Annotated in this window: 13 protein-coding genes; 7 read left to right on the top strand and 6 right to left on the bottom strand. The window is 42.8% G+C overall.

Annotated elements, in window-relative coordinates; genetic code table 11:
• Window positions 1-230 precede the first annotated feature (230 nt).
• The 3 genes from MHI45_RS17120 (at window position 231) to MHI45_RS17110 (ending at window position 3265) form a co-directional block, all read left to right on the top strand.
• Entirely contained in the window at window positions 231-1565 is a 1335-nt protein-coding gene (locus MHI45_RS17120; RefSeq protein ID WP_076110936.1) for an SMI1/KNR4 family protein, read from the top strand.
• A gap of 192 nt (window positions 1566-1757) precedes the next feature.
• Entirely contained in the window at window positions 1758-2315 is a 558-nt protein-coding gene (locus MHI45_RS17115) for an RNA polymerase sigma factor (RefSeq protein ID WP_076110937.1), read from the top strand.
• The gene (locus tag MHI45_RS17110; RefSeq protein WP_076110938.1) at window positions 2312-3265 is read left to right on the top strand and encodes a hypothetical protein; all 954 of its coding nucleotides are present in this window, start codon (window positions 2312-2314) and stop codon (window positions 3263-3265) included. Before MHI45_RS17115 ends, MHI45_RS17110 begins: the two co-directional genes overlap by 4 nt.
• Before the next feature lie 74 nt (window positions 3266-3339).
• Here MHI45_RS17110 and MHI45_RS17105 read toward each other — a convergent pair whose 3' ends face one another.
• Complete coding sequence (locus tag MHI45_RS17105; RefSeq protein WP_076110939.1) at window positions 3340-4221, bottom strand: GNAT family N-acetyltransferase; 882 nt, start codon at window positions 4219-4221, stop codon at window positions 3340-3342.
• 128 nt (window positions 4222-4349) lie between these two features.
• Here MHI45_RS17105 and MHI45_RS17100 point away from each other — a divergent pair, with 128 nt between their 5' ends.
• Window positions 4350-5087 (top strand): YwqG family protein, encoded by a 738-nt coding sequence (locus tag MHI45_RS17100; protein ID WP_076111045.1) that lies wholly within the window; start codon window positions 4350-4352, stop codon window positions 5085-5087.
• Window positions 5088-5152: 65 nt separating this feature from the next.
• On the opposite strand, the gene MHI45_RS17095 is transcribed toward MHI45_RS17100, so the two are convergent.
• Complete coding sequence (locus tag MHI45_RS17095) at window positions 5153-5521, bottom strand: DUF1304 domain-containing protein (RefSeq protein ID WP_076110940.1); 369 nt, start codon at window positions 5519-5521, stop codon at window positions 5153-5155.
• A gap of 703 nt (window positions 5522-6224) precedes the next feature.
• Here MHI45_RS17095 and MHI45_RS17090 point away from each other — a divergent pair.
• From MHI45_RS17090 to MHI45_RS17080, 3 genes are all read left to right on the top strand, one after another.
• Window positions 6225-7151, top strand: a complete 927-nt coding sequence (locus MHI45_RS17090) for a lytic murein transglycosylase (RefSeq protein WP_083675658.1) — start codon at window positions 6225-6227, stop codon at window positions 7149-7151.
• Window positions 7081-7227, top strand: coding sequence for a M23 family metallopeptidase (locus tag MHI45_RS35200; protein ID WP_445667521.1), 147 nt, complete (start codon window positions 7081-7083; stop codon window positions 7225-7227). Before MHI45_RS17090 ends, MHI45_RS35200 begins: the two co-directional genes overlap by 71 nt.
• A 336-nt stretch (window positions 7228-7563) precedes the next feature.
• Window positions 7564-7947 carry a hypothetical protein gene (locus MHI45_RS17080; RefSeq protein WP_076110941.1) on the top strand — a complete coding sequence of 128 codons (384 nt, stop codon included), beginning with the start codon at window positions 7564-7566 and terminating at the stop codon, window positions 7945-7947.
• A 315-nt stretch (window positions 7948-8262) separates the two neighbouring features.
• Here the strand turns inward: MHI45_RS17080 and MHI45_RS17075 are convergent, their stop codons facing one another.
• From MHI45_RS17075 to MHI45_RS17055, 4 genes are all read right to left on the bottom strand, one after another.
• Window positions 8263-9120: a hypothetical protein gene (locus MHI45_RS17075; RefSeq protein WP_076110942.1), complete on the bottom strand. Its 858-nt coding sequence runs from the start codon at window positions 9118-9120 to the stop codon at window positions 8263-8265.
• Between the two features lie 94 nt (window positions 9121-9214).
• On the bottom strand, window positions 9215-9688 hold the full coding sequence (locus MHI45_RS17070) for a hypothetical protein (RefSeq protein WP_076110943.1): 474 nt from the start codon (window positions 9686-9688) through the stop codon (window positions 9215-9217).
• A gap of 414 nt (window positions 9689-10102) precedes the next feature.
• Window positions 10103-10414 carry a MerR family transcriptional regulator gene (locus MHI45_RS17060; RefSeq protein ID WP_076110944.1) on the bottom strand — a complete coding sequence of 104 codons (312 nt, stop codon included), beginning with the start codon at window positions 10412-10414 and terminating at the stop codon, window positions 10103-10105.
• A 168-nt stretch (window positions 10415-10582) separates the two neighbouring features.
• A complete protein-coding gene (locus MHI45_RS17055; RefSeq protein WP_076111046.1) occupies window positions 10583-11425 on the bottom strand; it encodes an aldo/keto reductase in 843 nt (280 codons plus the stop codon).
• Window positions 11426-11497: the final 72 nt, after the last annotated feature.

Raw genomic sequence — 11497 nt, 5'->3', positions numbered from 1 at the left:
GTGAAAGATTGTTGCCCTTATCGTATAAACGTATAATTATGAGTGATTAAATGAGCACCCGTCAGGCGGAAGCTTGATCTACAAAAGAAAGGGTCATCCTGTGAAGGGTGGCCCTTTTCAAAACTGCCTTGCATACAGGAACTGTTGTAACTTACGAATATAAATTATATACATACTATCGTAATGGAAAACAAAGAAAACCTGGATATAGTCAACAGGAGGGTTCAAATATGTGGTTTGGGAAGAAAGAAACGCAGCTGGATCGAATAAAAAACAAATTGAATCAAGCCATGCGCAAAGACACGGCTTTCTCGGAGTTTGGATCATCCTCACATCAATACAGGGTTAATGGGAAGCTTACAGCAAAAGAGCTGGCGGACTGGCAAGCACACAATCAGGTCACACTTCCTGAGCCTTTCGCGCAGTTTTTAACGAAAATCGGCAACGGAGGCGCCGGACCCTATTATGGAATTTATTCGATCGAAAAGGCAGCTTCCTATACCGAGCGCCAGGCGCTCCTTGCAGAATCCGTTCTGCATCCCGGGATGACCAAAGAGGAATGGAACCATCTGACGGAGCCCTTGACCAACGACGAGGACATCCCCGATGAGGAATACGACGACGCCCGTAATAAGGTGCTGGGTGGCATGTTGTGCATAGGCACCCAAGGCTGCGAATACGATATGTATCTCGTGCTTGAAGGGAAACACAGGGGGAGAATTGTGTACACCTCTGATTTTCATCCCGATCATCCCTTTTTCTTTGTCTATGAAGACAACTTTCTGGACTGGTATGAGCGCTGGCTGGATGAAATTATTCTGGATTATGATAACGGGTGGTTTGGCAGTCGTATGCCGGGTGATGAGAATGCGCTGATCCAGATTTATCAGAGCGCTCCAACCGAAGAAATCCAGGCCAAAGCGCTGGATGGAATGTTCAAGTTTAAGAAAATCTCTCAGCCAACCCTTGGTTTTTTGAAAAATATTGCGGAGCAAAGCCCAAAAAATCGGACCACAGCAATTTGGCTAATCTGCAAAACTTCTTTTGATGCGGGTAGAAAATATCTTCTGGAGCTGTTGCAATCGGATAGGCATGAGGGTTTTCTGCAAGCTTTAGAGATTCTGCATGCTTCCAGTAAAACTGTGGATTTAACGGAATTTATTCCAGTGATCTTGCAAAGGTTTGACAGGATTCACGACCCGGAAACGTTGCGTTATGCAGGGTATATCCTGGAAGATTACGGTGCGATTACTCTCCTGAACTTTGCGCCTTTCTTGTGTCACGCCGACCCGAAGATGCAAACCACTGCCATCTATGCCGCGCGCAGTTGCGAGAACAAGCAGGGAAGCTGGCAGATCATTGAACAGATGTTGATGGGGGGCGGCCCGCAGGTTCTGAATAACTCGATTTTATACTGGGGCATTATTCCACATGAGAAGTTGCTGCCTTACTATAAGGCGGTATGGCCGGAGTATAAAAGCAATCCGAATTTCAGAGAGAAATTTATCGGTTGTTTGCGGGAACTGCATTTGCCAGATGATTATTTCGACAAAAACGAATCGTGAGAATCGTAATCCATATCGAAATAGAGAATGTCAGTTCAATCTTTCCATGAAGAGGCCATCCCGTGCAAGGGAGGGTCCTTTCTTGCTGTTTGGACCCACTTGTCACTGTCTCCGGCAACACAAGTGCAACCAATCCTACGAACTTTCTACTATATAGATAAGAGGGATAAGATTTGTAAAGGAGAATACCGGATGGAAGATCAGGGAATAGTTCGCCTGTACTTACAGCGTTCGCAGCAAGCGATTATAGAGACTAAGAATAAATATGGGGCATACTGCAGAGTGATTGCAAGAAACACACTTTCCAGTTATTCGGATATTGAAGAGTGTGAGAACGATACATACTTAGGAGCATGGAATGCAATACCCCCTAATAAGCCTAGAAAGTTGCCTGTATTTCTAGGGAGGATCACACGTAATATTGCGCTTGATAAACATGGTTATAATACAGCGAAAAAGCGTAATCGTGAGTTTGAAGTTATTTTAACTGAATTAGAAGAATGTTTAGCTTCCCCTGATACTGTAGAAACAGAGTATGAAGCAAGTGAGATAGCCAATTTAATCAATCAATTTTTATATGCCTTAGATGAGCAGGCAAGAAATTTATTTATTGGGAGGTACTGGTACTCCTATTCAATAAAAGATCTTTCTATGAGATTTAATATGAGTAGTAGTAAAGTAAAGTCCATTTTATTTAGGCTAAGAAATAAACTTAAAGTTCACCTGGAGAAAGAGGGGGTTAACCTATGAAAAGAGAAGAGTTATATAGAGAAATCGGATTAATTGATGAGAACTTAATTGAAGCGGTCGGGCACAGTGGAACAGAGAAAAGGAAAAAAAGTATTTCTAAAAAGTGGGTTGTTTTGGTTGCCTGCCTTATCCTTTATAGTTCAACCGCTTCAGCTTTATTAGCAACAGAATATTATAAAAATCAAAATTCAGAGCCTTATATACGTTATTTAAGAGCTGAAGACATGGAGTTAGCACCTGTTACTCAATATGATGCGGAAAAATTTCTGCACGCTTTAAAAAGTGATAATGAGGAACATGTATATATTGCTATTAATAGGCTAGTAGAATGCTTTAATGATCAAAAGCTGAGAGAGAAAGCGTTAAAGGAACTCCAGCCATTTTTAGAAAATGATAATCAAAAAATCGCCGATGCGGCCGCTTTCGCCATAGATATTCTGTCAAAAAGTTACCGGAGCCCTCTTATTTTTAAGTTGGCAGACGGAAGTATATTGTTTACGTTATTTAATAATTATTCGGATTATGGAAGTCAAAATGTCCTCTGGAGAATAAAAGACAATGTGCTTAAAGAATATTCAAGTTTTTCTCCACCATCTATGTATATTACAGATATTATTCCTTCACCCAATAAGAAGTTAGTTGCGATAGTGACATGCTCTAATAAAAGTGAATTCGTTCAAATTATTAATATTGAAGAGGGAATGACAAGTCCAGAGTTAGTAGAATCTGCAAGAGTCAAATATGGTGCACAAAAAGAATTAGATACATGGATTCGCACAGATTATGAGAATTATAGCTATGCAGATAAAATAGTGTGGAAAGACAATGATACTTTAGAGTTTGAGGGTTCTCTTGCCTATCAGGATACTGCGATTATAGAAAATGTTACTGTAGCGTATCAGTTTAGTAAAAAAGTAATAGAAGTAAAGGGACTTAGTGAGTCTAGATGAGAAGTTAACGGTTAATTCCGGCAGACAGAAGCGGGAATAGGGTCAGATAATATCCGCTTCTGTCTGCCGTTTGGTTACCATGCTTTTGACCACATTTCCCGGTGGCAGGCGGTTTCAAAACCAATTTTGGGATAAAAGTCGGGGGCACCTCCGAAACAATATGTAGCCCCCAGTTGTTCAGTGCGTTTCATTAGCTCGGTTACTGCTACAGTTGCAAGCCCTAAACTGCGATATCGCGGAGCTGTAGCGAGTGGTTCAAGATAGGCAAAATCGTTCACACCATCAACCCACATTCCGGCAAAACAGGCGTACTCTCCATTGGGGGCTTTTATTATTGCGGTAAGGTCCTTTCTGAAATGTGGACCACTCTGCATGAGCAATCTGGAATCAAGGTCATCGTCAGGCTCGTCTCCATGGTTGAATCCCCGCCACAATACATCGTTAATTTTACGCAGGTCATTTTCATTTTCTAAAGTTATGAAAGTGAATCCCTCGGGTAATGTGCGCGTGGAAAAACCCGAAACGTAATTGTAAACTCGGATTGGCTCACTGTATACCTTGTGATATCCTTTTTGGACAAGCAATTTCATAAGATGTTCTTCATAATCGTATACCCTAATATCGAGGCTGTATTGGTCAGCTGATCTCTTAGACAGCTCTGTCTCTGCATATTCAACCATTTCATGTTTTAAAAAATCATATCCTTCTTTGGTTGAAAAGTAGCATTCGCCAACGTCCATTTCATAGCAAGCTACACCTACAACTTCTTTGTTCTCCTCCCAAATACCGAATCGATGTGTTAGAGAATGATTAAAATAAGGGTGTGTATGCGCATACTCCCAAAAAGGCTGCGGGACATTACCACCCAACTGATACTTCTTGAAGTTTAATCTCATGAACTGAGAGACTCTTTCGAAATCGGAAAGTAATCTATACCTTCTTAACGTAATCTTCATGTTATGACCTCCTCCGTCGTTATATGAAATAAGGTATCATGAGATTTTTTTATAATCTATGCAGAGAACATATTAAACAAAACTTGCCGCTTGAGATCGTAAAGTTTTTCAAGGAGAAGGAGATGCAAATGAATAACAACCAATTTTTAGAGACGATAGAACAGTCAGAGATAGCACGCCATAAAGAGTATCTGCTCCAAGTTGTGAGACCAGCAATTGATATAGTTAAGAATAACGATGTTGAACCACGATTGGGCTGTAGCCGTTTTGGAGGAGCGCCTGATTTACCAGTTGGCAGCGAATGGCCTACATATGAAGGCAATCCATATCGTTTCCTGGGCCAAATCAATTTTGCGGAAATCTCATTAACTGGAGCAGACTTGCCATCCACAGGACTCCTAAGTCTTTTTGTAGCGGATGATCCCGAGGGTGAGGGTTGCCTGGAGGCTTTTGAGGACGGGTATGTTCATGCTATATATATTCCTGAATCCATAGATCTGGAGGAGATATCGCCGCCCAATTCCGATAATGGCAAGACCACTGTGATTGAATTTATCCCGGCGATGGATATTCCTTATGACGAATACCAGGTGAAGGATTGGCCTTTCGGGGAAGAAGAGAACGACATATACACGGAAATACGAGATTCTTTGCATAAAAGCTCAGACTACCTTCTAGGTTATCCTTCTCATTGTACACTGGCATATGATCCATCGCCGGGAGCAGGGTGGATCTCTCTGTTAACCATTGCCTCCGATGATGATCTTGAATGGTGTTGGCATGATGGCGACAATTTGATGATATTTATTGAAACAGAACGGCTTAAGAATTTGGACTTTAGTGCGCTTAAGTCTGATGCCGGTTAATGTTCTGGAGAAGAGAGGACAAAAAGAGCCATCCGCAAAGGATGGCTCATTATGGGAAGATTGACCTACAGATTCGCCACAAGAACAGCCAGAATAGCCACAAAGGCCGGGAGGCCCTGAACCCATAAAATCGACTTCTTGGCAGTGACGCTGCCATAAATCGCTGCCACACCGACACAGATCAGAAAAAATAGCTGAAGCTGAAATCCGGTCGTTTCATTCGGATGAAGCAATCCCCATAATAAACCAGCGGCCAGGAAGCCATTATACAGTCCTTGGTTAGCGGCTAGTGACTTTGTATCCTGCGCAAACTGCTTGCTGGTTCCAAACGCTTTCTGCGCTCTTGGAGTAGTCCACATAAACATTTCCAAAACCAAAATATATACATGCTCAAGCGCAACCAGTGCTACGAGTATCGTACTCAAAATCATCATTACAATCTCCTCCATTCCATCCTAAATTAGTAGTCATCTAAATTATATTTTGCAAAATATAATATTACGAAATTAAATATATCTAATATCCGAATTTTTGTCAATTGTTTATGAAAGTGAGCGCTCCTAATTGCCTCTTCCTGGTACAAAGCCCCTCAGAAAATTGTCTTTTTACATATTAACTCTTGAACCTCCTGTTACAGGAGGTTTTATTGTCTGTCTACGGCAGATTCAAGCCACAGAAATATTTAAGGGGGTTTTCAGGAGATGAGATTATTTGAGGCAATATTTATCGTATTTAATGTAATGCTGCTTATAGGGTTGCTGCTTGGCACCAAAAAGTCACGGCCTATGCTATGGGCAGCTGTTACTGTATCGGGTGCTTTGTTTGTAATTCATTGGCTGCTTGAAGGCTTGCGATGGCCGCTAATCCCAGCGTATGTATTGATTGTTTCACCGTTAATTGTCTTGCTATGGAGACGGATTACAGGTGCAAGGAAAGCCGGAGGCTTTCAAGGAAGCAGTGAAGCAACCAAACCCCGCTTGCTTTTTCGGGTAGTGGTTTGGCTGGGTGTGGTGTGCTATGGAGGAATTAGCGTAGCCATGCCGCTATTATTTCCTATTTTCACTTTTGATAAGCCAGAGGGAGCCTACGGTATAGGAACTGATTCCGATTCTTTTTGTGGGTGCGCTGTTTGTACTTATGATTATGGTCATGATGTTCAGCAGCAGCTCGGATTCAGAGGGGAATTACGGGGGCGGTGGATGGGGGAGCGGGATTATTTCTCAGCTCGGGGAATCTGAGATTCCAGCGGAGTATATTCCAATCTACCAAGCTGCCGCACAGAAATATGGAGTCCCTTGGAATCTGTTAGCTGCGGTCCACCGCATTGAAACCCGGTTCTCTACGTTAGATCCTATGATTTCATCCGTTGGAGCAGAAGGTCATATGCAGTTCATGCCTTGTACTTTTATCGGATGGGGGCATAGCTCCTGTAATGGTGCAGGAAAGGGAGATTTCAGCGCTGAGGAAAAGATCAGTTTGGCCGTAATCTCCCAATATGGCGGCTATGGCGTAGATGCGAATGGTGATGGTAAAGCGGATATGTGGGATTTAGAGGATGCAGTCTTTTCCGCAGCAAATTACCTGGGGAAGAACGGCGCAGTGTCAGGTAACGTTGAAGCTGCGTTGTACCAATACAACCACAGCCAGGAATACATTTCCGAAGTCATGAAATACGCTACGCTTTACGTAACGGAAGGGTACGATGCGATTGCAATACCACAACCGGGTAAAGCAGGGTTCAGTCGTCCGGTCAGCGGTCAGGTTACGTCCGGATTTGGCCCACGTACACATCCGGTGACTGGCGAAGTAGGCAAACCCCATGAAAGCGTAGACTTTGCCTGTTCCCTTGGACAGCCGATACCATCATCGAAAGCCGGTAAGGTTATTATGGCCGGTTGGCAAGATGCGAGTAATCCAAGTAAGGGTTACGGCCAATATGTGCGTGTGGATCATGGGGGGCGGGTATGTGACCACCTATGCCCATTTGTCTTCGATCAATGCTCGGGTAGGGGATCAAGTATCTGCGGGAACTGTGATTGGAGGATGTGGATCGACCGGCACTAGCACCGGGAACCATCTACATTTCGAGATCATTATCAACGACAGAAAGGTAAACCCGTTGCCGTTTGTAGGGGGATAAAAACGTGCTGAATGAAAAGATATTGTACAGGTAAGGGATAACGTACCAGGATACGAGGGCAAGACTGTAGGTTTTGCCAGACAAGGTGATGTTTTAATTTTCCGGAATCCACTAGGTAATTTGAGTGATGCTGAATACCTGACATGCTACAAGCTGGGTAGGATTGACTTTGTAGAGCCGTTCAAGCGCTCTACAGGCTTCAGTGGATTGAGCTGGAAGGGCATTAGTAAGATATTTGAGATTAGGGCCGGACACAGCTCCATAGAAACAGACTCTATATATTTCAAAACAGACGATTCAATTTTCTAGCATGGGTGCTTATGAGGGGGAGAATGGATGTTCAAGGCATATAGATTTATAGAGCGTGGGGGGAAGTATCTTTCACCTGATTCGGTAGAGACAGCCGAGGACGTATACCAATATGTCCAAGCTCATAAAGAGCATTATCCGGAAGTTCGCATTACTGCCGATCATGACAATTATATTACTGTTCAAGCGTTCAACGGAATTATTACGTTTCCGAAAAAGTGGGCTTTGCTGGAGGTCAAATTGAAATACATCAATGAACCCGTAAGTTTCAACTCAGACGCTTTTAAACAGGCTTTGGAGCAGTCGGGGTTCCCTGCCGAATCAAATATAGACTTTTACTGTTCTTTCTGCACAGCACTATTTAACGGAGTTGTATCGGAGTTGTATGAAAGCATAGAAGGTGAAGATTAAAGCATGAGCGCCTGCATGGGGGATGCTACCAGCTCTAAGGCGGCACACGCCGCCGCCCAAGAACCGATACGCACCGCTGCGAGGGCCAATTGTTTTGGCATGTGTGAAGTCTTTGCTACAAGTCGGATTTCTAACGTTCTATTTGCAGGGATACCGTTTATTTTATCGCCGGTACCAGCTTGATACTGCTCATGCTGGTATTTCGTTTATGTACTCGCCTTACATCTGGGCCTAGATTGGATTTAACGCATTTTAGTCCAAGCATATATAAAAAAAGCAGCAGCTCATAATGAGCCACTGCTTTTTTATACTGTATTAGTTTTCGTAAATATTACCAGATCCAGTGCCTAGACCGCCATTAGAACTAATTCTAATTTTGGCGTTAGAAATTCTATTAGTGCTTAGATTTATGATTTCATAGTATTGTGGATTACTCGTATAGTGTTGACCATATATTGTTTTTTGACCATACCATTGAACAGAACCGCCAATCTGAGTTATGATTTCATATTTGACGTACCAACTGTCTGTTGAACCAACCCAATTACTAACTTCTTGATATCCCATAATAGAAACCCAATCATTGGATGTATTGAACGTATCAGAACCGATCAGAGTGTTTCCGGCCCAGTTATAGAAGCTGTAGTAATCTAACATTGTGGCACGTGCAGTTATCAATCCAGAGTTATCTATATACTGTGTGTTTTCATCAAGCGGTTTAACTTTTCCGTAGTCAGGTGAACCCTGATCAGCATTAACCTCATGAGGAATCAAGACTACTTTCCACTCATTGTCGATTTTTTTCACTTCGTAAGGTAACGGCGGAAGAACTGTATCTACTGTCGTGAACTGAACAGACAAATCAACTTCAGAATTACTAACTTCTGTTGAGTTAACGATTTCAAAATCAACAACTGGAGTATCGGTTTCTGTTTGTAGTATATAAGCAGACCTACGTTCTGTATCATTTGCATAACTAGGTTCAACAGATTTTTGAATCCGTCCTTCAATATCTTTAGAGATATAGGATTTAAAGTAGTCTGTAGCTACCTGTGTTGCTTCTTCTAATACCTGGGAAGATGACTGGGAAGGAGAGGCACTAGCGGCGGGAACGACTGTAACCATTAAAAGCAAAGACATTGTTAAAATCTTTACTTTTTTCAATAACTTCAAAATAATCCCTCCATTACTATAATTTTTCATTACAAAGTATAGTATAAACGGTAACTTTATTTTTTAAAAGGAAATTAAATTCATTTATTAATTATTAATCCATAAATTGCATAGCGTGAATCGGCGTACCTTTAGTGACTTCACCTGTCGCTGTGTTGATTTCTAATGGCTCTACTAAAACCTTCCATCCATTTTCGCTTTTAAAAACTTTAAATGGGAGTGGTGGTGACTGTTCATAGCTTTGTCCTGCATACTTTTGAACTACATAAAGTTGAACTTCACTACTGCTGATCTGCTTGCTTTTCACAATTTCATATCCAGTAGTAGGATTGGTTTTGAAATCTTTTACATATCCTTCTTCACGACTTTTCTCATCCAGATAGTTTGTATCTTTTGAATAAAACATCATTCCCTCTGCATCCTTAGCGATGTAAGCATCAAAGTAGCTAGTTGCTGCATCCATTGGAGTTTGGGCAACGCCCTTTTCTGCCGTTGTAGTGGATGCCACTAAAATTGAACCAGCAACAACTCCAGCCAGTAAAAGTGATACTATTTTTTTTCCCTTCATGAATAAAAGCTCCTTTTCAAGGTTATACTTCCTGAATTTTCTTTAGGTCTAGTAAATATAACGTGACTAACAACATGGATGAACGACGAATCTTGTTTAATTCTATCCCTCCTAATTTCCTTGGATTTAGAAGGTCATTCGAAGTGACCTCACCTCACTATTATACCAATTTTTACTCATTTTGTAATACTATAGTTAAATGTTCCTTCAAGCTTCTTACTCTATTTGTAAAGGTATATCTTTGCAAGCTGCCAAATAAAGCCCGAAAAACAGTCCTTAAAGGTATTGATGAAAACTTATAAACGGTTATAATTTTTAGTATTACCTTTGTAAACGGTTGGAGGGTTTTATGAGGACATTTTCAAGAGAATATGGCTATGCTAGGGTATCTACGAAAGACCAAAATGAGGATCGTCAGATTTCAGCGTTACGTGAACAGGGGATTCCAGACGAGTACATTTGCAGGTTTAGAGCCTCTGTCATGCTGAGCTCTCCTGAAATCATTTTGCGTATATCTTCAAGGCTGAAATTAACATAGCGCAAGGTTCCAATAAGCTCCAATGTCCATAAATCTGCAGCAGAGTATAGCCGATGCCCTCCTTCAGTGCGTTTTGAAGGCTGCAGCAGGCCAATTTCATCATAATAATGAAGGGTTTTAACAGTAGTGTTAACCATGGAAGCAGCCTGCCCGATGGTGTAGGTAGGTTGATGCTCGGTAGGGGTCATTGCAATTCACCTCATATGTTATCATACACGCCCCATTCGTTAGGCATTATTTGGCGGATTATTCCCGGCATCCGAAGGAGAAATATAAAACGACGGCAGTCTAGGACTTTATTCTTGTCCATGGCTGCCGTCGTTTCTTTATTGTAGCGATTCTAGCGTGGTGTCTGCTTAGAAATCAAAGTTATCGGGATCCGGACCGACCCGCTCATCGCGGTTCAGCCCGTCAATCCGGCTCATGTCTTCATCGCTGAGCTGGAAGTCGAACAAAGCGGCATTCTCGATAATCCGCTGTTCCTTCGTTGACTTCGGAATCGTGATAATGCCATGCTGCATATCCCAGCGCAGGATAACCTGTGCTACGGATTTGCCGTATGCGGCGGCGATTTCTTTCAGTACAGGCTGCTCCAGCAGCTGTCCCTGCATGAGTGGCGACCAGGCTTCGATCTGGATGCCCTGCTCCTTGCTGAAGGTTCTCAGGGGCTGCTGGGACAAGTAAGGATGCAGCTCCACCTGATTGACCATCGGCTTTATTACGGCATCCTTCATCACATCCTCCAGATGATGAATCTGGAAGTTGCTGACGCCGATCGCTTTGACCCGGCCCGCTGTGTACAACGTTTCCAGCGCCCGCCAGGACTCTTTGTATTTGCCCTCTACCGGCCAATGGATGAGATACAAATCCAGATATTCCAGGCCCAGCTTCTCCAGACTGGCCTCATAGGCGGCAAGTGTTGCATCGTAGCCGAGATCAGCGTTCCAGACCTTGGAGGTGATGAACAGATCTTCACGGTTCAGTCCGTTATCCTTCATAGCCTCGGCTATCGCCTGGCCAACGCCCCGTTCGTTCTGATAAGCAGCAGCGGTATCAATGCTGCGGTAGCCATGGGCAATGGCCTGCTTCACGGACAGTACCAGTTCCTCCCCGTCGGCGACCTTAAAGACTCCCAATCCTAGCCAGGGCATCTTCACGCCGTTCTGCAGTGTAGTCGTATCCTGTAAATGCTGTGCCATCATATAATAACCTCCAGAATGTAATGTGATTAGTGATTTGCAGTTTGTACTTTGTGTATTTGAAACAGGATT

The organism is Paenibacillus sp. FSL H3-0321, from assembly GCF_038002865.1.
Lineage (GTDB): Bacteria > Bacillota > Bacilli > Paenibacillales > Paenibacillaceae > Paenibacillus_AQ.
Note: the sequence above shows the minus strand (reverse complement) of the source record. Positions and strands in the feature narration are given on the sequence as shown.

Coding starts and splice junctions, on each gene's coding strand:
- MHI45_RS17120 (WP_076110936.1), top strand. CDS start 231: ATGTGGTTTGGGAAGAAAGAAACGCAGCTGGATCGAATAAAAAACAAA.
- MHI45_RS17115 (WP_076110937.1), top strand. CDS start 1,758: ATGGAAGATCAGGGAATAGTTCGCCTGTACTTACAGCGTTCGCAGCAA.
- MHI45_RS17110 (WP_076110938.1), top strand. CDS start 2,312: ATGAAAAGAGAAGAGTTATATAGAGAAATCGGATTAATTGATGAGAAC.
- MHI45_RS17105 (WP_076110939.1), bottom strand. CDS start 4,221: ATGAAGATTACGTTAAGAAGGTATAGATTACTTTCCGATTTCGAAAGA.
- MHI45_RS17100 (WP_076111045.1), top strand. CDS start 4,350: ATGAATAACAACCAATTTTTAGAGACGATAGAACAGTCAGAGATAGCA.
- MHI45_RS17095 (WP_076110940.1), bottom strand. CDS start 5,521: ATGATGATTTTGAGTACGATACTCGTAGCACTGGTTGCGCTTGAGCAT.
- MHI45_RS17090 (WP_083675658.1), top strand. CDS start 6,225: ATGATTATGGTCATGATGTTCAGCAGCAGCTCGGATTCAGAGGGGAAT.
- MHI45_RS17080 (WP_076110941.1), top strand. CDS start 7,564: ATGTTCAAGGCATATAGATTTATAGAGCGTGGGGGGAAGTATCTTTCA.
- MHI45_RS17070 (WP_076110943.1), bottom strand. CDS start 9,688: ATGAAGGGAAAAAAAATAGTATCACTTTTACTGGCTGGAGTTGTTGCT.
- MHI45_RS17060 (WP_076110944.1), bottom strand. CDS start 10,414: ATGACCCCTACCGAGCATCAACCTACCTACACCATCGGGCAGGCTGCT.
- MHI45_RS17055 (WP_076111046.1), bottom strand. CDS start 11,425: ATGGCACAGCATTTACAGGATACGACTACACTGCAGAACGGCGTGAAG.